Origin of the sequence: Microcoleus sp. AT3-A2 (assembly GCF_036705685.1) — a bacterium.
Taxonomy (GTDB): domain Bacteria; phylum Cyanobacteriota; class Cyanobacteriia; order Cyanobacteriales; family Microcoleaceae; genus Microcoleus.
Genome location: NZ_JAUBVF010000030.1, coordinates 43,205 through 65,652 on the forward strand (window position 1 = coordinate 43,205; position 22,448 = coordinate 65,652).

17 protein-coding genes are annotated in these 22,448 nt (G+C 46.1%); 6 read left to right on the top strand and 11 right to left on the bottom strand.

Features of this window, described 5'->3' with window-relative positions:
- Window positions 1–298 precede the first annotated feature (298 nt).
- Window positions 299–991 (top strand): DUF2259 domain-containing protein, encoded by a 693-nt coding sequence (locus QUB37_RS17640; RefSeq protein WP_333164309.1) that lies wholly within the window; start codon window positions 299–301, stop codon window positions 989–991.
- 117 nt (window positions 992–1,108) lie between these two features.
- Here the strand turns inward: QUB37_RS17640 and QUB37_RS17645 are convergent, their stop codons facing one another.
- From QUB37_RS17645 to QUB37_RS17665, 5 genes are all read right to left on the bottom strand, one after another.
- On the bottom strand, window positions 1,109–2,860 hold the full coding sequence (locus QUB37_RS17645) for a calcium-binding protein (RefSeq protein ID WP_333164311.1): 1,752 nt from the start codon (window positions 2,858–2,860) through the stop codon (window positions 1,109–1,111).
- Between the two features lie 365 nt (window positions 2,861–3,225).
- Window positions 3,226–4,941 (bottom strand): ATP-binding protein, encoded by a 1,716-nt coding sequence (locus tag QUB37_RS17650; protein ID WP_333164313.1) that lies wholly within the window; start codon window positions 4,939–4,941, stop codon window positions 3,226–3,228.
- Window positions 4,942–5,295: 354 nt separating this feature from the next.
- On the bottom strand, window positions 5,296–5,817 hold the full coding sequence (locus QUB37_RS17655; protein WP_333164315.1) for a hypothetical protein: 522 nt from the start codon (window positions 5,815–5,817) through the stop codon (window positions 5,296–5,298).
- Between the two features lie 530 nt (window positions 5,818–6,347).
- Window positions 6,348–6,920 carry a thermonuclease family protein gene (locus QUB37_RS17660; protein WP_333164317.1) on the bottom strand — a complete coding sequence of 191 codons (573 nt, stop codon included), beginning with the start codon at window positions 6,918–6,920 and terminating at the stop codon, window positions 6,348–6,350.
- 11 nt (window positions 6,921–6,931) lie between these two features.
- A complete protein-coding gene (locus QUB37_RS17665) occupies window positions 6,932–10,225 on the bottom strand; it encodes a DNA polymerase I (protein ID WP_333164321.1) in 3,294 nt (1,097 codons plus the stop codon).
- Window positions 10,226–10,425: 200 nt separating this feature from the next.
- On the opposite strand from QUB37_RS17665, the gene QUB37_RS17670 reads away from it, so the two are divergent.
- Window positions 10,426–11,748 carry a J domain-containing protein gene (locus QUB37_RS17670; RefSeq protein ID WP_333164324.1) on the top strand — a complete coding sequence of 441 codons (1,323 nt, stop codon included), beginning with the start codon at window positions 10,426–10,428 and terminating at the stop codon, window positions 11,746–11,748.
- Window positions 11,749–11,809: 61 nt separating this feature from the next.
- Here QUB37_RS17670 and QUB37_RS17675 read toward each other — a convergent pair whose 3' ends face one another.
- The 3 genes from QUB37_RS17675 to QUB37_RS17685 form a co-directional block, all read right to left on the bottom strand.
- Entirely contained in the window at window positions 11,810–13,510 is a 1,701-nt protein-coding gene (locus QUB37_RS17675; RefSeq protein WP_333164327.1) for an EAL domain-containing protein, read from the bottom strand.
- Window positions 13,510–15,882, bottom strand: a complete 2,373-nt coding sequence (locus tag QUB37_RS17680) for a PAS domain S-box protein (protein ID WP_333164330.1) — start codon at window positions 15,880–15,882, stop codon at window positions 13,510–13,512. Before QUB37_RS17680 ends, QUB37_RS17675 begins: the two co-directional genes overlap by 1 nt.
- 524 nt (window positions 15,883–16,406) lie before the next feature.
- Window positions 16,407–17,693: a WD40 repeat domain-containing protein gene (locus QUB37_RS17685; protein WP_333164332.1), complete on the bottom strand. Its 1,287-nt coding sequence runs from the start codon at window positions 17,691–17,693 to the stop codon at window positions 16,407–16,409.
- Window positions 17,694–17,952: 259 nt separating this feature from the next.
- Between QUB37_RS17685 and QUB37_RS17690 the strand changes: the two genes are divergently transcribed.
- From QUB37_RS17690 to QUB37_RS17700, 3 genes are read left to right on the top strand one after another with little or no spacing between them, the layout of a single operon-like run.
- On the top strand, window positions 17,953–18,327 hold the full coding sequence (locus QUB37_RS17690; protein WP_333164334.1) for a DUF1257 domain-containing protein: 375 nt from the start codon (window positions 17,953–17,955) through the stop codon (window positions 18,325–18,327).
- A 46-nt stretch (window positions 18,328–18,373) separates the two neighbouring features.
- Window positions 18,374–18,517, top strand: coding sequence for a hypothetical protein (locus tag QUB37_RS17695; RefSeq protein WP_333164377.1), 144 nt, complete (start codon window positions 18,374–18,376; stop codon window positions 18,515–18,517).
- 46 nt (window positions 18,518–18,563) lie between these two features.
- A complete protein-coding gene (locus tag QUB37_RS17700; protein ID WP_333164373.1) occupies window positions 18,564–18,641 on the top strand; it encodes a hypothetical protein in 78 nt (25 codons plus the stop codon).
- Between the two features lie 89 nt (window positions 18,642–18,730).
- On the opposite strand, the gene QUB37_RS17705 is transcribed toward QUB37_RS17700, so the two are convergent.
- Window positions 18,731–19,228 (bottom strand): DUF29 domain-containing protein, encoded by a 498-nt coding sequence (locus tag QUB37_RS17705; RefSeq protein ID WP_333164336.1) that lies wholly within the window; start codon window positions 19,226–19,228, stop codon window positions 18,731–18,733.
- Window positions 19,229–19,392: 164 nt separating this feature from the next.
- Window positions 19,393–20,925 carry a threonine ammonia-lyase, biosynthetic gene (ilvA, locus tag QUB37_RS17710; protein WP_333164375.1) on the bottom strand — a complete coding sequence of 511 codons (1,533 nt, stop codon included), beginning with the start codon at window positions 20,923–20,925 and terminating at the stop codon, window positions 19,393–19,395.
- 280 nt (window positions 20,926–21,205) lie between these two features.
- On the opposite strand from ilvA, the gene QUB37_RS17715 reads away from it, so the two are divergent.
- Complete coding sequence (locus QUB37_RS17715) at window positions 21,206–21,760, top strand: GNAT family N-acetyltransferase (protein ID WP_333164339.1); 555 nt, start codon at window positions 21,206–21,208, stop codon at window positions 21,758–21,760.
- A gap of 91 nt (window positions 21,761–21,851) precedes the next feature.
- On the opposite strand, the gene QUB37_RS17720 is transcribed toward QUB37_RS17715, so the two are convergent.
- Window positions 21,852–22,421: a hypothetical protein gene (locus QUB37_RS17720; RefSeq protein ID WP_333164341.1), complete on the bottom strand. Its 570-nt coding sequence runs from the start codon at window positions 22,419–22,421 to the stop codon at window positions 21,852–21,854.
- Window positions 22,422–22,448: the final 27 nt, after the last annotated feature.

Sequence of the window (22,448 nt, forward strand, 5' to 3'; positions counted from 1 at the left end):
TATCTTGAGATAGGTATTTCCGTCCTGTGTAGCAGTCTCTCGCAAGGAAAAGCAAACTATCGCCCCTAAAAGTTGGACTCTTGGATAAGAGCAACTCTCACATTAAAAATGCTTTCTAGTGCCACTTGAAAAAACGGCACCTTCTTAAACAGTCTCCTGCTGCGGAAAATGGAGAAACACTCATGTAAATAGGAGAGAGGACTTGAGAAGCGCCACAGTCCTATAGCGAAACCCGAAGCGTTATTGTTTTACTCATCAATAACAGCCGCTATAACTCTCACACATGGAAAATATAGCTATGAAAATTTTACCTTTAATTTCGTTAGGTATTATAGCAAGTGCCGCGATCGCACTAGCCCCTGAAGCTTTGGCAAGTACCTGGCGTGCCGCACACCGGATGTCGGGTTTTTCCGCCGACAGCAATTACTACTTGTATTTAGAAAGTTCCAGAGATACAGGAGCGGGAATTCCCAAAGCAAAATTGCAAATTGTCCAAGTTGCTGCAAATTCCTGCATCAGAAATGGGTGTATCGAAACTAAATATGGCGAACCCGACTCCAATAAAAGCACTAAAATGGCAGAAGATGACTTGCTTAAAAAAAGTTGGAATAACAGGCAAACTTTGAAGTTAACTCCTCCTCAAGCTGGAACTAAACTGAACATTATTTCTCGTACTCCCGGAGCCAATGGAAGCGAGACAGTTGCCGTCAAACTCAATACAGCAAAGCCTTTACAAATTCGCCTGGAACAGCGGCAAAAAAATGCTTCTGCTGGCAAAGAAAGCGCGGCAATGCGTCTTGTAATTAATCATAACGGTCGGCAGCGTGTCCTCGGAACGCTGAACAATTTTCAAGATTGGGTGTTCTCTTATTCAATCCGAGAAGTTCGTTTGTCTCCGAATGGGCGCAATGTCGTTGTCCTGGTGGACAAGACAGAACGCACTTTTGAAGGAGTCTTGAAAACTACTTTTGTACAAGGCTTTGTTCTTTAGACTTGCTATATTCCCAGGTTAAAACCTGGGAATTATCAAAACTTACAGTGATTATTGGCCAATTTTAATCATGTTCCCTGAGCAAAAGTGATTTCAAAAATGACCACTTTACTATCTCTAAACCGAGATGAAATCTTCAGAACCGATGAGATTGGGAGCAACACCTATCAAAGAAGCTAAAACTTCACCGCTGCTGGCTACTGTAATTAATGTGCCGTCAGTTCCCGGCGAAATTGATAGCTGTGCGAACGTCAAGCCATTGATTAATTGCACGGTATCTTGAGACTTAGCGAAATCAGCGATCGTATCAACTCCCAATCCGATACCTAAAACAAAAACATCGTTGCCCCCACCGCCGACTAGAATATCGTTGCCTAAACCGCCGTTGAGGGTGTCAAAACCTTTGCCACCATTCAGGACATCGCTGCCGTCGCCGCCGACAAGGATATCGTTGCCTCGCAAACCGGTAAGTACGTCGTTCCCTTCCACACCGTTGATAATATCGTTGCCGCTGGTGCCAGCCAGGTTGTCGTTGCCGCTAGTGCCGTTGATGTTGTTATCAGGAGGGTTATTGCCTGGAGTGTTGCCGATGTCAGAAACAAAGACATCGCGGGTATTGTTAGTATCCCCCGGCACGAGGTTGGAAGAATTTGAATTAAACGCTACTCTCCGCCCATCTGCTGAGATGGAGGGGTAGAAGGAGGCATTGTTTCCCTGATTGCCTGCTGCATCTACTGACACACGGGTGGTGGTATTGGTGAGCGTGTCTCGCACGAAGATGTCGGAGGCATTGTTAGTATCCCCCGACACAAAGTTGCTGGCACCTGAATAAAAGGCCACAAAGCGCCCGTTGGCAGAAATGGACGCGTTGGAAGAGTCGCCGTTCGCCTGATTGCCTGCTGAATCTACTGACACACGGGTGGTGGTATTGGTGAGCGTGTCCCGCACGAAGATGTCATAGGTTTCGTTAGTATCCCCCGGCACGAGGTTGGAGGCATCAGATCTAAACGCTACAAACCTCCCGTCGCCTGAAATAGAGGGATTGTAGGACTCCCCGTTCCCCTGATTGCCTGCTGAATCTACTGACACACGGGTGGTGGTATTGGTAAGCGTGTCCCGCACAAAGATGTCAGGGCTATAGTTAGTATCCCCCGGCACAAGGTTGGAAGAATATGATTGAAACGCCACAAACCTCCCGTCGGATGAGATGGAGGAGTTTTGAGACCCGCTGCGTCTAAAGTCGTCGTAGCGTGTTAATGGGTCTACGGAGGTATTGTTCCCCTGATTTCCTGCTGAGTCTACAGAGACGCGGGTGGTGCTATTGGTGAGCGTGTCCCGCACGAAGATGTCGTAGGTTTCGTTAGTATCCCCCGGCACGAGATAGGAGTCCTTTGACTCAAATGCCACAAACTGTCCGTCGGCTGAGATGGAAGGGTTGATGGAGCCATAGTACGTCTGATCGTCCGCCTGATTGCCTTCTGAGTCTACAGAGAGGCGGGTGGTGGTATTGGTGAGCGTGTCCCGCACGAAGATGTCAGAGTTAGCGTTAGTATCCCCCGGCACGAGGTTGGTGGCAACAGACCAAAATGCCACGAACCGCCCGTCGGCTGAAATAGAGGGGTCAAAGGAGTCCTCGTTCGCCTGATTGCCTGCTGAGTCAACAGAGACACGGGTGGTGGTATTGGCTAGCGTGTCCCGCACAAAGACATCCTCGCTAGCGTTAGTGTCCCCCGGCACGAGGTTGGATGCTGGAGATTCAAACGCCACAAACCGCCCGTCGGGCGAAATGGAAGCAGAGGAAAAGATGCCCAATGGCCCTCGATTGCCCTGATTGCCTGCTGAGTCCACTGAGACGCGAGTAATATTCATAAGCTCTGATATTTCAATAGTCCGAACTGTTTTTATTTCGTAGTCTGAAACCCTCGATTTTCCGTTGGTAGCTCGATCGCCTTAAAGCCTTGAAACCCTTATTCTACGACTGGTAATCAAAAACTATCCGAAGTATTAATATTTAAGAGTAGAACTTTGGAGATGGGTTTTGCGATCGCACGGCAATTGAGGCTATTTACACTTTATGCCCTCATCGCCTTGGCGGTTGCTATATCAATACATTTTAAAATTTCCCTCTTCATTCCTCCCTCTTTCTTTTTCCTTGAATATCTGCCTCCTGACTATTGACGAATGCTCAATAATTAATATGTGTATCCGTGTCAAAATCAATATCTTGCCTGACTTTATGCTTGCATAACTACCCGTTCCGGGAGACTGACAATAAAAGTTGAACCCTTACCATCCTCGCTTTCAACGCTAATTTCGCCGCCGAGAATTTGACACAAACGCTGGCTAATTGTCAATCCCAAACCCGTGCCTCCGTACTTGCGGGTAGTCGAAGCATCAGCTTGGGTAAAAGGTTTGAATATCTGCTCTAATTGCTCGTCCGTCATGCCGATTCCGGTGTCGCTGACTCGAAACATTAAAACTTGAGAAGTGTAGCTTGAACCCGATTGAAAATCATTATTTTTATTTTGTTTGGTCGGTCTTGATTTTTCAATTTTCATTCTTTCCACGCCGATAGTAATGACGCCTTTTTCGGTAAACTTGGCAGCATTGCTGAGCAAATTAAGGAGAATTTGCCGCACTTTCGGTTGATCGGCGTACATTGTGCCGAGTTCGCCTTTGGTTTTCAGTGCTAAAGAATTGCCTTTCTTTTCTACTAGCGGTTGAGCAGTAGTCATCACTTCTTCAATCATGGTCGCCACGTCGAAGTTTTCCAAATAAAGCGTGACGTGACCGGCTTCTATTTTGGAAATGTCGAGGATGTCGCTAATCATATCTAACAGGTGTTTGCCTGCGGTTTGAATTTTTTCTAAGTCCGGGAGAAAGTCTTCTGAACCGGAATCTTGAGCATCTTCTTGCAGCATTTCGCTGTAGTTAATGATGGCGTTGAGGGGGGTGCGTAGTTCGTGGCTCATGTTGGCGAGAAATGCACTTTTCGAGCGGTTGGCAGCTTCGGCGGCTACTTTTGCTTCGTGCAATTCTTCGGTGTATTCAGCTACTCTTTGGATCAGTTCGTTGAGGGAGATTGCTAGCATTCCCACTTCGTCGGAAGTAGTGACGGGTACTTGCAGGTCAAAGTTAGATTCTTCTGTCACTCGCTGAGCGATGAGGGTGGTGGCTTCTAAGGAGCGAGCGATCGCCCCGCTGGTGTATGCTGCTAGAATTGCTGCGATCGCACCTGATATCAAGAGAGAGCAAACGAGAATGAGAGTTCCGAGTTTTTCGGCATTTTCGTAGGTTCTCAATGCCTCATCTGCTTTCTCCCGAAAGTTGGCGGCCAGTTGGGCTGAATCCTCGGAAAACTGTTTGAGTTTCAAAGCAGTTTCGCCAGCCACAAAATTGTTCAAGTTTTGCCCCAAAGCCTGCTGCTGCTTCGGATTCAAAGCAGATAATTTGGCAGCAGCCAACAATTTTTGTACTTGTTGAAAGTATGATTCTACGGTTTTGCCGTTGACTTGAGCGAACTGTTGAAGCTGTTGGTAGTCTTTGGCAACCTCGGGATTCTTCGTAGGCGACGAGGTTTGCAGTTGTTCGAGGATGCCGCTCATCTGAGCAACGCGAGTCAGGAATTCCGAGCGTTGGCTATCGAAAATTTGCGGTTTGGCCGTCAGACTCGCCAGCTCTTGCTGCTGAATTCTGACTTCCTGCACCGTGTTGTTGAGGTTTGTCAGGATTTCCGCTTTATCTCGGTCGAGCGCTAGTTTTTCTCTAACTTGCTGCTTGTGATAGGATTCTACTCCCCGTCCCGCCACAGCACCCAAAACGGCAATACCAATGACCAATGCGTATCCGCAGCCGATTTTCTGCCTGATACCCAAGCGGCCCAACAGACTTTTCAACCCTATTTGAGGACGGTTCTGCAGTTGATTTTTCAAAGCTAAGGTTAAAGACATGGGCAATGTACTCGTCACCTTTGAGAGGCACCATCTATATTCTAATTGATGCCTGTCTGAGGGTAAATAAAGTTCTGGCTTCAAGCCCGCTTTCGGCAGTTATTGGGCCTTTGCAGGGTTCCACAGCTCGATCGGCTTGACAGTTTGGAGGAGTTATGCGTAACAAATTATAGCAGAAGGAAGAAGAAAGAAGGAAGAAATAGTCAAAGGGAGCATTTCAGTAATTAAGAACGTGCTCACCGTCGGGCGTGGTTGCGATATTGTGAGTGGCGAGTTATAAGTTGCAAGTTATGAGTTAGATTTCTAATTCATAACTCTACTCTACTCGCAACCCACAACTCTATAGCTGTTCCCCTACTGGCAAAGTTGAAATTGTGCTATCTCAGCAGGAATTCTTGAAGCATTAGGTACGCTCGCAGAGGCAGGAACGAAGATTCCCATGCCGTAACTGCAACCCTCTGCCGTCTTGCATTCCCCAGGCTTAGCACTGATTTGATATTCACCTTGGGATGGGGGAGTAAAAGAGATTGACGCCAGTTCGCCTGTCTTTTGACTCACAGCTATTTCCTGGCCGCTTGCATCCTTAAGAGATAAGTTTAAATCCTGGCAATTTCCGTCGCAAGTGGCAACAAAAACATACTCCACATTAGGATGCAGCGTCGCTCTAAAAGGAGATGAAACTTGGTTGCGAACTTGACCGAGCAACGGCACAAATACTAATTTTTGACCGTTGCCTTTCCGCTGGTCAACTTCTGTTTTCAAGCGACAAATAACCGTTTTTTCGTTTTCGGTCAGTTCTTGAGCAATAGCATTTCCTACGATTGTAGTACCGAGGAGCAGGGCAAGGCCGGAAATAACCAGATGTTTGAAATTCATTGATGTCCCTTAAAGTTAATTTTGGGTGATTGCAATAGACCGCTTTTGTCAGCAGTCTATTAGTTTATCTGGAGCCTATCACATTTGTTGACTTTTCCTAAAAAAAGCTGGGACAAAAGTGCGATCGAACTCATGTCTGGTTTTAGATGAATCTGGCGTCAGCTATCGCCGAAACTCCACAGATTGCAGACCGTAGGAGCAGAACCTCGTCCTGATTGTATTGTACTAAATTAGGACGATCGGCATCGGTATCTAGAAACCCGCTTCCTGGGCCGATGCGGAGCAGCTAAACCTAGGATTTATAGTATAGACGGGGTTTAAAAAAACCGGAGTGACTCCAAGACTGTAAATGTCTGATAAAGGTTCCCCGATTCCACCCCAACAACATAATCTTGTCCCTGTCAATATACAAATAGGTTGAAACTTGTGGCTCTACTAGACTAACAAAACTCCGAAGGCAAGACTTAGCTCGTACTCCTACCATTTTCCTTTTTTTTACCCGATCGCGAAGTCGGAGGGCTTTCTTCCCATCATTTATCACTGTTCCGAAATTTCCACGCGGGAACAAATTTAGAATCTCCCCAAACGCCGCGGCGATTTTTCTTAGCTTCGGCTTCCGCTTGTTCCAGAATACTTGCACTCGGACAGTTTTTCAAGTAAGGACGGTAAACCATTGCTAATCCTTCGCGGATCAAAACTTCTTGGGCAAATGTACCATTTGGCAAGCGAACTTCGCTAACTTTGCGACCGTAACGGTCAGTATCGGTGACTGTCAAAACAACGCGGTCGCCCCCTTTTTTGACAAGCTGCTGCATTCTTTGGTGGGCTAGATTTCCCCACTTAAATTGATTTTTCTTTGCTGCTGCTTTGCTATTTTTTTCAGCATTGGTGTGCGCCACTTCCGGTGCATCTACACAGGCAAAACGCACTTTGATATCTTTCCCGGCGGCATCGCTAGCGACAAGGGTGTCGCCGTCGCTGACTCGCTTGACAGCATAGTTATTCGGTGCGAACTTTTGTGGACACCCGAATAGTAGCAATAGCACAGCAACTGCACTTAAGGTTTTTATTTTTGGGAAAATGGCAATTTTAAGTTGGCTCATATTTCTGTGTTTTATTTAGTTTCCATCCAATTTTGCCCAGCGTGGATGTCAACTATCAGCGGTACCATACCGGGCGCATTTTCCATCGCACTTGTATTTTTGGGCAGAGCATTTTCCATCGCACTTATAATTGTCGGAGCACTTTCCATCGCACTTCTAATTTTTGGTTGCAATTCTTCCCATTCATCGGGAGGGACTTCAAAGATTAATTCATCGTGAACTTGCAGCAGTAGCCGCGCCTGATAGTTTTGCAAAATTTTGTCTACCTCAATCATGGCAAGTTTAATGATATCAGCACTGGAACCTTGAATGGGAGCGTTAGCTGCTGCCCGCAAAGATTGGGCGTCATCTCTGCTGAGAGATTTAAGCCTATCGGAGTGAATGTCTTGGGGATTGCGGCCTTTTAAGTCGCGGAGGCTTTCGCTCTCGAAGTTTAAGTAACGGCGGCGGCCGAGTATTGTGGTAACGTATCCGAGGGCGATCGCCTCTTTTTTTACTTTCTCCAAATATTCAAAAACTTTACTGTAACGCTCGTTAAATCGCTTAATAAATTCCTTGCCGTCTGCTGCGCTTTTACCCATCGATTTGCCAAACTTAATCGCCCCCATACCGTAAACTACGCCAAAATTAATCGTTTTGCCAAACCTGCGCTCGTCGGGAGTTATTTCCTCCTTTTCAAACAGCAGTTGAGCCGTCACAGTATGCACATCTCGGTTATTTTGGTAAGCTTCAATTAACACAGGTTCTTGACTCAAGTGAGCCAAAATTCGCAGTTCAATTTGAGAATAGTCAGCCGACACCATCAGCCAACCTTCTTCCGGTAAAAAAGCCTTGCGAATTTGCTTAGAAAATTCCGTACCGATGGGAATATTCTGCAAATTAGGATTAGAAGAAGACAGACGACCTGTGTCTGTAACAGTTTGATTGAAATCAGTATGCAATCGCTGAGTATCGGGACGCACCCGCTTCGGTATAGCATCTACATAGGTAGAATAAAGCTTTTGCAGGGTACGGTAATCTAAGATAGCATCGACAACCTTATGGTCTCCTTGCAAATTTTCTAGGAAGTCAGCATTGGTGGAGTAGAAGCCTGTCGCAGTTTTACGAGACTTTTTGGTGTTTAGCTGGAGTATGTCAAACAGCAGTTCGCTCAACTGGGATGGTGAGTTCAACTTTAAAAGTTCACTGGGTGCTGTGTTGTCAACTTTCTGCTTAATTTCAGCTAAATCCAGGTTATTTTTTGGCAATATTTTCTTGAGATAAGGCTTTAAAATTGCACTGGGCACAGTCTCGTAAACTTTCTGAGGAACCGTGCCTAAAGTTGGTTCGATATGTTCGATTTTTTCGGCGAGATAAGCCTTGAAATCCTCAAGAGGTATGGCATTATAAATTTCCTGCTCAATTGCTGCTAATTCCGGTTCCATTTGATTGGAGAGTTCTTTAAGATATCCTGTGTCTATGCGAACTCCCTGATATTCCATTTCTGCTAAAACTGGTTCTAGGGGCTGTTCTACTTCCAGCAATAACCCCTCCAAAGTTTTTCCGGGAAAGCTAGTTTTATCAGCTTCCTTCAATTCTGCTCTAAGTTTACCTACTAACTGAAATGTAGTGTAAACATCCATGCCGCAGTAGTCGGCTACTTTTACAATACTGATGTCAGCAATTGTTTTGTTTTTCGGTACTAATTCATTGTAACTTTTGGCAACAATTCCTAAATATTTCTTTGACAATTCGCTGAGGCTGTGGCTAGTTTCGGGATTGAGTACGTAACTGGCTAGCATGGTGTCGAAGACGACTCCTGCTAGTTTAATTCCTTGACAACGCAGGATCGATCGATCGAACTTAGCATTTTGCAGCGCTTTGGGATAATTCTCGCTTTCCAAAATCGGACGCAAAGCATTTAAAACTGTGGCTTTGTCCAAGTTTTTGCCCGTTTTGTGTCCCGTAGGAATGTAAGCGAGATCCTCTTCACCAGTTCCCCAACAGCAGCCAATTCCGACTAATTCGGCGTCTCGCGGTTCGATGGCGGTGGTTTCGGTATCCCACGCCACGGGTGAGGCTTTGTCGGTGAAGGTTTGCAGCAGTTGAACTAATTCGTTTAGCTGTTCGATTGTTTGAATTATTCGGGGTTTAATGGGTAATTTGTTTGCTTGCTGGGCGGCTTTGGTATCATTATGACTCCAAAAGGATAAGGCGTTTTCTTCTGAACTTTCAGAAGTTGGAGGTGACTTATCTATTGTGGGGAGTAGGGGTTGGGCATCTTGCCCGCCCTGTTCCAATGGCTTTTCTACACCCTCCAATTGCTGTTCTAGGGTGTTTGAGGAGGATTCTTCTTGTTTTTCCTTCTCTTCTACACCACCAAAACGCTTTTGAATTTGTTTAACTTTGCTTAAAAAGGTTTTAAATTCCAACTTTTCCAGCATGGGAATCAAGGCTGATTCGTCAAAACCGATAAGCTGGCAATTTTCTAAGTTGATTTCTAATGGCACGTCTTGGACAATTGTTGCCATGCGTTGAGAATGATAAGCAGCTTCTTTGCCTTCTTCTAGCTTTTTCTTAGTTGCTCCTTTAATCTCGTCGATGGCTGCATAAATTCCATCAAGGGAATTGTAAGCCTCCAGCAATTGCAGGGCGGTTTTGTCGCCGATGCCTTTGACTCCGGGAATGTTGTCGGATTTGTCGCCGCAGAGAGCTTTGTAATCTATTACTTGTTCGGGCAAAATACCGAGTTTGGCTTTGACTTCTTCCGGGCCGTATTCTTGGGATTTGCCTTTGCCCGATCGCCTGAGTTCATCGGTACTCAAATATAATACGCTGATTTGTTTTTCGGTTTCTACTAATTGAAACAAATCTCGATCGCCCGTGAGGATTTTGACCTGATAACCGGCCGCGCTGGCTTTGTTTGCCAAAGTTCCCAAAACATCGTCCGCCTCGTAGCCTGGAGCAGTTATTGCAGGTAAATTCAAATAGCTGAGGAGTTCTTGCAGGTTTTTGATATCGGGAATAAAATCTTCGGGAGTTTCGGCACGACCGGCTTTGTAAGTTTCGTCTGCTTCGTGGCGAAAAGTGGGTGTGGCGAGGTCAAAGGCGATCGCCATGTACTGGGGGTCGTGGGCGGCCATTACTTCCAGCAGCGACTTGAGAAAGCCAAAACAGACGCTGGTGGGAATGCCCGTCGTAGTTCGCAAGCCTCCGTCTCGACTTTTGGCAAAGGCGAAGTAGGATCGAAAGGCCAGGGAGTGGCCGTCAACTAAGATGAAGATGGGAGCTTGATTTGCCGACACAGACACAAATACCGATCGCACGAAAGGATTTTCTCATTGTACTCAGTTGTCCGCCTGCATTGATCGACCGGAAGGATGGCCCGCAGACTTGAGGACGCTTGACACTCGATCGGATCTCGGCTTACTGTGCAGCTTGGCTGAGAATAGTAGAAGATGTTAAGTAGGATTCCCTACGGGATAGCTTCGCTTCACGCGAATTTACAAACACCTGCCCGAAGCCTATGGCTGACATTAACCGATGCTACGAAATCCTCGAAATTGAGCCAGGAAGTTCCCTAGAAGAAATTAAGCGCGCTTACAGGGATTTAGCGTTTGTGTGGCATCCCGATCGGTTTGCCCACAATGACCGCCTGCAACAAAAAGCTAACCAAAGATTAACAGAAATTAATGAAGCTTACCAGCAGTTGGTGTTGTTTCTGAGTCAGCCTGAATCAAAGTCGATCGAACAACAGTTTCAGCAGCCACCCCCGCCGGCGCCGGAAAAGCCGCTGAGAAGGCGTTCTGGAAAATCAGCAGCCAGGCCTGGTTCCCAGCGCCGTCAAACCCGCCCAAAAGCCGCCTCCAAAAAATTTCTAACTCAAAAAACCTCTTCAAGAAAGAAACGATTTACCACTCACAATGGTCCAGCGTGGCGGGGCACAAAGCAACCAGGGCGAATCGTTGCGAGGAAAGCACGGCCATCTCAAAACTATCGAAAGCTTACTTCCAGAAGGAAAACAGAATTTTCAACTCAATACTCAAAACCCCGAAGCGCGCCGAGGGAAGTGCGACCATCTCAACACTATTCAAGCTTCCCTTGGTGGCCGCTGGCAATCGCCGTGGCGAGTTACGCTTTGACCGGTTGGATTTTGACGGTATCAGACGCCCCGCTGTGGATGTGGGCTTTAATCTGCGGTGCAGATTGGCTGTGGGCCGCGATTTTGCTGGCGGAGGGCTCGGCAACGCCTAGAGTGTGGCTGGCGGCGTTAGTTTTGGCTGGGGCGGTAGGGGGGTCGATCGCCGGTTTTCAGGCGGGAGGAATGGTCACAGGGGCTGCTTGGGGCGCAGTTGGGGCTGGTTTGGGGGCGATCGCCAGTTCCGAGGCCGAGTCTCGGGCTGTGGCTGCTGTTTTGGCCGTGGCGGGAGTGGTGACACTGGTGGGATTGATGGCTGGAACTGGTTCTGGGGATTGGGCCAAGGCGTTGGTGGCTGCCGTGTGTTGGGCGATTGTCGGCTTGACGTGTGGTTTGGCGACGGAAGTAGGCGTCAATTCTGGCGGCCCCGTCGGGTTCTCTGGTGCGATCGGGCTGGGGATTGGGGCGTGGGCGGGGGCTTTTGCTGGGGCAGGTTCGGGGGCGATCGTCCAAGCCTTGGCTATCGCCGGGTCTAAGAGTGTTTATGGGGCTTGGGCTGCGATCGGCATTATTGCTGGAGTGGTGGCGCGGATGGTAGCTGCAGAAAGGTTGATCCACAACGGAAGCGGGCTTTATACGTTTATCCTGTTGGTGGCTACTTCCGGTTTTGGGCTGTGGCTGGGAAGTTGGTTGGGCGATCGTATCTTTTGAATTAGTCATCAGTCATCAGTCATTAGTCATCAGTCAACAGTCAACAGTCAACAGTCAACAGTCAACAGTCAACTATTCCGGAGGATTGCAACCGGAATTGATGTAAATCCCAGCACTTATCGCTTTTCAGTAGCGCTTCAAACTCACCGCTTGGTAGAGCTTTGCTGAAAAAATAACCTTGAATTTCGTCGCACTCGTAATCGCACAAAAAAGCAAGTTCCGACTCATTTTCTACCCCCTCAGCAATCACAGTCATGTTCATGTGGTGTGCCATTTGAATAATGGCTATTGTAATCGCTGCATTTTGGCGATCGTCCGCAATATCGCGAATAAAACTCTTGTCAATTTTTATCGCATCCAACGGAAATCGTTTCGGAGAACTCAAAGAAGAATATCCCATTCCAAAATCATCAATTGCTATCCTAATCCCCTGCTCTTTCCACACCCTAAAAGCTTTAGCTGCTGCAATTTCGTCTTGCAAAACAAGACTTTCAGTCAGTTCTAATTCCAAACACTTGGGATCGAGATCGGTTTCTGTTAATATCTCCCTGACTCTTTTCGTGAAATTTTTGCGCTCGAATTGACGGGCTGACACGTTAACTGCCACTCGCAGAGGCGGTAAACCTGCTCTTTGCCATGTTTTAGTTTGCCTGCAAGCAGTCTCTAATACCCATTCGCCCAACGGCGCAATCAAGCCCATTTCTTCAGCCATTGGAATAAATTCCCCAGGGGAAACTCGCCCCCGTTCTGGATGATTCCAACGCACCAAAGCTTCAGCACCAATAATTTTACCTGTTTTAATTGCTATTTGTGGCTGATAGTAGATTTCAAATTCTGAGCTTTTTAAAGCATGGCGCAGGGAAGTTTCTTGAAGAAGTGTATTGATGAAAAAATTAGCATTTTTTTTCGTATAAAAATGATAATTATTCCCGCCTTTCTGCTGAGATTGATACATTGCTATATAAGCATTTTTCAGCATTTCATCTCCGTCGGTGCCGTCCCCAGGATACAAGCAGATCCCCATACTAGCAGTGACAGAGACTTCGCAATCTTTGACAATCATACCTTGGGATACAATATCTAAAATGTTTTGAGCAATCTTAGCCACATCCTGTTTTTGTGCAACTGGTTTAAGAATCAGTGCGAATTCTGCTGCTTCCAAACGAGCAACAATAGTAATGTTTTCCATGCAGTTAGTTAGCCGCTGGGCGATGCTGCAAAGCACCGAGTCGCCGATATCGTGTCCCCAGGTACTGTTAATGCGGTTGATTTTATCTAAGCTAAGCGTAACAACTGGTACGACTCCTGACAATTCTTTTTGACCATCTAATACTCGACTTAACTTTTCTCGCAAAAATGAACGATTCGGCAGGTTGGTTAAGCTGTCATACTGATGTCGGTAGAGTGCCAGTTGAATAGTTGTGTGCAAGTTTTTCTCTTCAAATGGCTTGACAATATAGCCGAACGGTTTTGTACTATTGACTCGTCGCAAAGTAGTTTCATCGGCATAAGCTGTTAGATAAACTACCGGAATTTGAAAGCGCAAGCGAATTTCTTCGGCTGCTGTAATGCCGTCGATTTCTCCTTGCAGATTAACATCCATTAAAACTAAATCCGGGCGCAATTTGGCTGCCGATTCAATTGCTTCTTCTCCCGAATAGACCATCCCAGTTATTCTATACCCTAGAGATATCAAACTGTCGGAAATGTCTTCCGCAATGATGCTCTCGTCTTCAACTATCAGAATTTTTTTGTTTGACACTAAATTTTCTCCTCAGAGTGCAATTTGGGTTGAGAAAAGGTTATTCTAAAAGTCGTGCCAGCAGTTTCTAACAGTTCTATTCCCCCCCGGATTTGCTTAACTAAAGACCCGACCAGTCGCAAACCCAACGTTCGGGCTTTTCGATAATCTAAATCTTGAGGCAAACCAATTCCGCTATCGCTCACGGTTAGCACGCAAACTCTGTTATTATCTAAAGTGAAATCTATGTTAATTTTACCTTTAACTTGCCCTTTAAAAGCATATTTGAGGGCATTTGTCACAAGCTCGTTGATAATTAACCCGCAAGGAACTGCCGTATCAATATTGAGAGAACACGGCGCAATATTTGTTTGCAAATTGACGCCTTCTGCATGATTTTCATAAGCTTGGAATAAATTGTGGGCGAGATTTTGAATGTATTCAGCAAAGTCAATGTTTGACAAGTCTTTGGATTGATACAATTGTTCGTGAACCAGGGCCATTGATCTGACTCGGTTTTGACTTTCTTTTAACATTTCACTAACGTGGCTGTCTTGGATATAGCGGGACTGAAGTTTGAGCAAACTGGAAATAACTTGGAGGTTGTTTTTGACACGGTGGTGAATTTCTTTGAGGAGAACTTCTTTTTCTGCAAGGGATGCTTTAATGCCATCTTCGTCGCGCTTGCGATCTGTAATATCCCGCACTACTGCTTGAATTACTTTTCGTCCGTTAATTTCCATTGCATTTAACAGCACTTCAGCAGGAAATTCTGAACCGTCGAGTCGTTTGTGTACCCAGTCAAAGCGACAGCTACCTGTTTGCATTGCTGTCGATATTCTCTGTATTGCTAGACTGGATGAGTCTTGTCCGCTAGGCTGAAATTGTGGGGAAAAGTCGCTCAGTTTCTTGCCGTAAAATTGTTTTGTGTTGCTACAGCAAAATAATTTTAAGGTAGCTGGATTGCAGTCAAAAAACTCTTTTTCATCAAGCAACATTACTGCGTCACTGGTGGCTTCATAAAGGCTGCGAAATTTGTGTTCTGATTCTTGCAGCGAGCATATCAATTGGTTTTTGAGAGCTTCTGCACGCTTGCGGTCGGTAATGTCTATTCCTACAGAAACTGCTGCGGTTCCCTGATGATATTTCTGAGCTACTATCAAATAGTTGCGGACGAAACCGTTAATTTCTATTTCTATTTCTTGGCAGGTTTGCTGAGAGGAACTGTCAAAAAAAATTCGGATCAGTTCTCCGAAAGTTGAGCCTTTGTCGAGAAAGTTGATTTCTTGACCGACAAAGCTTTCAGGAGACAGGTTGAATGAGGTTGCTAAGTGCTGGTTGACTCCTATATACCGCAAATCTGAACTTATCCAAGAAATCAGTCCGGGTACGGCATCCAAGACGGCGCGAAGTTGGTCTGTAGCTTCTTTGAGTGCTTCTTCCGATCGCTTATGGTCGCTAATATCTGTCGCCGTTCCGCACAAGCCTAAAATAGCGCCGTTTTCAGCTTGGTTGACTATGCTGTTGACGCGCAGGTGAACGGGAGTACCGTCCTTGCGAATGTGTACTGTTTCGTAAGGAGAATTAGCGGTTTGTGGCTGAACTTTGGTTCTCGCTAAAAGTTGGGCAAATATTTCTCTTGGTCTACTTTCTTGCTGAGGAACTAAAAAATCGGAGAAGCGGCGTCCGATCATTTCTGGCGGTTCGTAACCGTAGATGCGTTTGGCGGCGGAATTGACAAAAGTCAAGAGGCCTTCAATATCGATCGACCAAATCAATTCTTGGGAGGTTTCTACGAGGTTACGGTACTTTTTTTCGCTTTCGGCAAGTGCTGCATTGAAGACTGCCGTCTGCTGCTGAAGTCTCTCTTCTAATTCTTGATTTGCCGTTTTCAGAGTGGCAATGGAGTGCTCGCGCTCGGTAATTTGAGTAGACACACCGACTGCGCCGACAACTTCGCCGTTTCCATCTCGCAGGGCTGCCGATCGAATTTCGTGAATAAAATGCTTCTCTCGGATGTTCCAAGTGCGATCGTTTCCTGCTAGTACCTCAGCAATATTTTCTAAGATATCTGGCTGGCTGCTGTAAACTTCAAAAATCGATCGCCCGACACTTGTACCTGGTTTGAGTCCCAAATTTTCTAATCCTTTCCCTGCTGCAAGGGTTAACTTGCCTTCTCTGTCTGTTGCCCACAGGAAAATTGGGGCACAACTGACGGCGGCGTGAAGGGTTTCGTTGGCTTGTTTGAGCCGATCGATTTCTGCATGAAGCAGATCCTGGGTGGTGTTTAATTCTACCGTTAGTCGATCGGCTTTTTGCTGCCAACTGGCAGCAGTATCGCACATTTCTGCGAGATTGCGGGAACGACAGATGGATTGGTTGCAGTGTGACATGGTTACTCTAGGGCGCACTGTATATTTAACCCCAGCCTATCTTTTAAGCATAAACTTTTTCAGTCAAATATTACAATTAGCAGGAATACTCATCCGACCAAGATCCGATATATTAAAGCTACTTTAAAGGATTCAGAAATTGCGGATCGCTCAGGTTTTCCGGCGACAGTTAACAAATTGATAATAAGCTGAATAATACCTACCCGTCGGTATTTTTACGGGAATTATTCGTAGTAGTGCAAAAAGAAGTTCCGCAATCCTCGGCTTGCACAAGAACTGGGATGGTAAATTTATTATATTTGTTTGCGTATATTCACGCACCGAGGAACCTGGAATCTGGAATTTGTAAATATAGCCAGCGCCCCCGACGGTTAGGACGCGCTTAATTGAACTTTTCCCATGCGTATCGCCTCTGCCTTCTTCCTTCTTCCTTCTTCTTTCTGCCTTCTGCCTTTTTCCCTCTTCCCTCTTCCCTCTTTCTTCCATCCGTTACATCTTGTACAGTGCTCGTTGCCGAACTTCCTTCAATTCACTCCCCAAATTTTGACAGTTTTGTCTATACTACCACTGATAATAGTTTCGCCATCGCTGCTAAAAGTAAGACAAGTAACAGAGCTTTGATGTCCGCTGAGAGTGTAAAAGTTTTCGCCGGTACTGGCATTCCAAAATTTGATATTACCATCGGCACTAGCACTGACAACAGTGTGTCCGTCGGCACTAAAGAGGATCGCATTTATCGAGTTAAAATGCCCTGCCAAAGTGATTGAACTATCTGGATTCGATAGCTGCCGCAGTTGAATATTTCTGTCCCAGCCGCCAGTAGCTAAAGTCTGCCCGTCTGGACTCAAAGCCAGACAATTCGCGTAACCCTTAATTGTTTGAGAGCACTCTCTGCTGCGGAGGTTCCACAGTTTAATTGTACCGTCAGAACTGCTGCTAGCGAGAGTTTGTGCGATCGGGCTGAAAGCAAGACTAACAATTCCTGCTTTGCTGCGGAGACTCCACCGTTTAAATGTACCGTCAGAACTGCTGCTAGCGAGAGTTTGTGCGATCGGGCTACAAGCAAGACTAATAATTCTTGCTTGATCAGCTCCCCAAGTTAAATGATTACCAAAAGTACAGATTAACTTTCCCGTCTCTAAATTCCAAATTTTGATAGTAGTATCTGCCGAACCGCTGGCGATAACTTGACTGTCGGGACTGATGACAATTGCGCTAATTTCCTCTTCATGTCCGAGGGAAGTATGCCGCAATTCTCCTGCTTGCCAAATTTCGATCGCACGGTGTTTCGGAGTATTTCTGCTTCTCACAAAAACTTCGCTTTCTTTGCAAAATACAAAAGTTTCTTGAGCGCGGGGATACTTGTCAACAGTATAGAGTATTTCTCCTGTATCTACATCGCAAATTCTAATTATTTTGCCGTGCAAACTCGCCGTGCGAAATCCTCCGGGACTAATCGCAACATTTGTCCCAGTTTTGACCGTGCGGATGCAGTCAAAAAGCTTGTAAGGGACGAATTCTTTTAAAGCTTGGCTGACTAAAGGTTCTGTCCTCGATCGCAACATTAAATAAGCAACTCGCTGCACTTCTGGTGCGGGGTCAAGCAGCGCCTCAATTGCTAAATTTAAACCAGCGCCTCCGTATTTAGGAGCATCTTTAACAGCGGCAATCCGCGACTCGATACTAGGACTGTTGAAGCGCTGCTTGACCCCGGCGATGCCTCCCAAAACAGCGTCGGCGATCGGGATTTGACTTTGAACGCCGAGGACGGCATCATATTCTCTGGGTTGGTTAGGATTGTCGGCCATCATACGATTTTAGATTTTAGATTTTAGATTTTAGATTTGAAGAATTGGATAATTGAAGAAAGCGAACTCACGGATGAATCTGGGGAATTGTTATCGGATACTATGTTTTTAATTTCTGCACAGATGAATCCGGGGGCTTGTAACCTGGCTGCTTTCGCTGACGCTCAAACCTCGTTTAAGAGCGCAAGTTCTAGCTTATTGACTGTTGCAGTTTATGCTATTATAATCAAATCAGCGTTTTACACAAAAATCCGAAAGTGATATGTCACACTTCACAACTATCAAGGTTCAGATCAAAAACGGCGAACTGCTGCATCAAGTGTTGGAAGAGTTAGGTTATCAAGTAGAGTCCAATGTGCAGGTACGGGGTTATCGGGGTGACAAAACTAATGCGGAGTACGTGATTCGGCAATCCAATGGTTACGATTTGGGTTTTCGCCGCAACGGAGAGGATTACGAATTGGTGGCGGATTTTTGGGGCGCTCGAATTAATCAGCAGGAATTTATCAATTTAATTAGTCAAAAATACGCGCGCAAAAGTTTGATGGCGGCGGTGCAGTCAGAGGGTTTTAATGTTGAAGAAGAGGAAACTTTGGCAGATGGAACGCTGAGAGTTGTAGTGGGTCGATGGGTTTAAGACTCGCGCTTGATTAACTCGTTTTTACCTACCAAGAGGAATCACCATGTGGCGATCGGCGATCGTACTAATTATCCTCGCGCTTGTAGTTGGCATTGTTGGCGCGATCGCCCTGGGAGCATACCGCTGGCATCTCGGTACCAAGGAACTGCGAGCCAATCTGGAAGCTGCGCGATCGATCGCCGATTAAACCTCTCACATTTGATGCGCGGGAAATCGCCGATTTACCCCAGCCCGTGCAGCGCTACTTTCGCGCGGTGATCGAGGATGGACAACCGCTAATTGCAGCAGCGCGGGTTTCCCGCGTTGGATAAAACCAGAATGGATTGTGGTGTGCGAAGAGCGATCGCCCTAACCAGAAAACCCAAGTGCGATCGCCCTAATTAAAAAACTAATATCGCTCTCATTCCATCACATCATCTGTTGCAGGTTCACCAGGATAAAAAGCCTCGCTAAAAATGTCTTCCAACACATACGGACAATTCTCTGGAAAAGTTTTTCGCGGCAGATTTGTTTCTCCAGAAGCTAATGCCATTCCTTTGATGTAAGCTGTCTGGAGAGCTTCTTGTAGGTAAGGTTTGAGACTTGGATTTTCTTTGAGTAACTCTAATATATCGATACGCTGGATGGAAATTGTATTCACCCAACTGCGACTTCTTTTTGATACTTGATATTCCCATTTAAGCAAATGTCCAATCAAAATGCTCAAGCGGTTTCTTAATTCGGCGCGTTGTTGTTTTCCCAATGACTCAATCTCCTCGATTAAATTAGGTAGGTCAATTTGACTCCATTCTCGATGTTTGAGGAGTTTTGCTTGTTCCTGAGTCCAAGCATAAAAATCTGTTTCATAAAGACTTTGTATTAAAGTTCCCGGTATTTGCTCACTTTGTGGTGTTTGCATAAAAATATCAAAATTTAGTGTTCTTTGCTTAATTATACTTAGCAGCTTCATTATCCGGCAGATTTCTTAGTCTCGCGTTGCAAGTAATTCGTTTTTGTAGGGGCAATCCTTCCCTGGTTGCCCCGGTTTAAACTTCATAAAGAGGGTAACTTTCCCAAAAAACCCTACCTCAAAAATAGCTTATACGCCGGATTCTGACTCTCATCGCCATACTGATAGCCTAGCGTATCCAAAAAAGCCTGCCACTCCTTCATCTCATCGGGCGGTACTTGAATTCCCACCACAATTCGCCCGTAATCTGCGCCGTTATTTCGATAGTGAAAAACGCTGATATTCCAGTTAGGACTCATGGAACCGACAAACTTCATTAACGCACCCGGACGTTCGGGAAATTCAAAGCGATAAAACAATTCATGATTGGCCAGCATCGAACGCCCGCCCACCATATGCCGGACGTGCAATTTCGTTAATTCATCGTCAGTTAAATCCAAAGTCTTGAAGCCACAATCTTCAAAACTGGCGGCTATCTTCACCGCATCGGCACGGTTTTGAATTTGCACGCCTATAAAAATATGTGCTTCTTTTTCATCTGCAATTCGATAGCTAAATTCAGTTAAATTACGTTTGCCAAGACACTCGCAAAACCTGCGGAGACTGCCAGCTTGTTCGGGAATTGTGACTGCAAAAATGGCTTCGCGGCGTTCGCCAAACTCGGCTCTTTCTGCTACAAAACGCAGCCGATCGAAATTCATGTTCGCGCCGCAAGCAACAGCAATTAATGTTTGTCCTGCGATTTGTTCGCGTTCGACGTAAGCTTTCGCACCTGCGATCGCCAAAGCGCCAGCAGGTTCTAAGATCGATCGCGTATCTTCAAAAACATCCTTAATCGCCGCGCAAACATCATCCGTATCCACCAAAATAATCTCATCCACATACTCCTGACACAACCGAAAAGTTTCCTCCCCCACTTCCCGCACAGCAACGCCATCAGCAAATAAACCCACCTGCGACAAACGCACCCGTTTACCCGCTTTCAGCGATTGATTCATTGCATCGGAATCCACCGGTTCGACGCCAATAATCTTAATTTCCGGCCGCAACCGCTTGACATAGGCCGCAATTCCCGAAATCAATCCGCCGCCACCAATTGCCACAAAAATCGCATGAATTGGTTTTTGATGTTGCCGCAGAATTTCCATGCCGATCGTACCCTGTCCAGCAATCACGTAGGGGTCATCAAAAGGGTGAATAAAAGTCATACCTTTTTCGGCCTCTAATTGGCGCGCAAAGGCGTAAGCATCATCGTAAGCATCCCCATGCAAGACTACCTCTCCACCACGGGCTATCACCGCATTTACCTTCACCTGCGGCGTCGTTACGGGCATGACTATGATCGCGCGAGTGCCCAGGTGGCGGGCGGCGAGGGCGACTCCTTGGGCGTGGTTGCCGGCGGAAGCTGCAATCACACCTTGTGCTAGCAAATCCGGCGACAGTTGCGCCATTTTGTTGTACGCACCCCGCAGTTTGAAGGAAAACACCGACTGCATATCCTCTCGCTTCAGCAAAAGTTTATTGTTGAGTCGTGCTGATAGATTGGGGGCGCATTCTAGGGCTGTTTCTTGAGCAACATCGTAGACGCGGGCGGTGAGGATTTGTACCAGGTAATCGCAAAGCATGGGGTTAGCAGGTTGGTTGATGCCGGATGGTGGGATAATTGTACGGCACTTGTGTTAGTATTTTGCGGGGAATTGGCGATCCTCTTCCAGGGCTTTCCTTCGGATCGCTTCGCTAACGCTAACGGGCGATTCCCTGCGGGATAGCTTCGCTTCACGCAACTTTCCAATAATAACTTTTCTCTTTGGGAACATAAGGAGCCTGAAGACTATTAATAATATTTAGTTTTTGCCGTTTACCCCGGTTATAAAATCCGGTTTGTGAGCGTATTAGTCCGTAATCCTTGATTTAGTATGTAAATTCATGAACGTACAAATTACAGATTTGCGTGCGGTTGACGAGCCAAAAATTCAACAGGTAGCTAGATTAATAGTTGAAGGTTTTAAAGAGCATTGGCCCGATGCTTGGCCCGATCTAAATTCTGCTTTGCAAGAAGTGCAAGAATCTTTCGGAGCCGATCGCATCAGTCGAATTGCTGTCGGCGACAGCAATCAAGTTTTGGGATGGATTGGCGGGATTAAACAGTATGACGGTAATGTTTGGGAACTGCACCCGCTGGTAGTGAGAACAGAATTTCGCGGACAAGGAATTGGTCGATCGCTCGTAGCTGATTTGGCAACAGAAGCTAAAAACCGGGGAGGGATCGTGCTGTGGGTGGGTACCGACGACGAAGACAATCAAACAACTCTTTCAGGCATCAATCTTTATCCTAACGTTTGGGAACACATCGCCAAAATTAGAAATTTGCGCGGTCATCCCTACGAATTTTATCAAAAAATGGGTTTTGCGATCGTCGGAGTAATGCCCGACGCAAACGGAATTGGCAAGCCAGATATTTTCATGGCAAAGCGGTTGTAAAGTTTAATCTAGGTTCTAAACTTACTAACTGGTGGCTTGCCAATCCAACACTTAGCAAAATTAGTGGTTGAAAGTTTCCCAGAAAATCCGTCTAGTCTGGACGTGCGAACCCCGTTCGAGGGTCGCTAATAAACAAACCCAGAACTAACGAATCCATCACCGTATCCCAGACAGGAGTCAAACGCTCTGCATCGTCAACCCAGTAATCAAAAGTAATCAAACACTGAACATTAGAACCCAATCCAATACAGATTCGAGAATAAGCTTCCCGCTGTTCTGGAGGATCGATAAACTTAAATTCAGTCCAAACAATGCGGGCAGTTTGCCGCTTCAATTGGATAATGTCCCCAGGAGCGAGCGGATTTCGCGTATCATCTTCAACCACCTTCTGTAATAGCGGCACCAGCGGAAAATCTGCCCAGTTATTAGGTGGTAGCAAATTAAACGAAACCTCCAAACGACAATCATCATCCGGCGGCTTTTTATCCGTAAACCGGAACGAATTAGTATCCGGTTCAAAATGCCAATCTTCCGGGACATCAAAGCGGACTGCACCTCTTCCTGCTACAAAAATTCGAGTTCCCGGCTTTGACTTCCAATTGTGGTCTTCTTTGAGTTCTAGAGTTTCCTTGAGCCATTCTTGCTTTTTGCGCTTAGACATAAACAGAACACCAAATTACTGCTAATG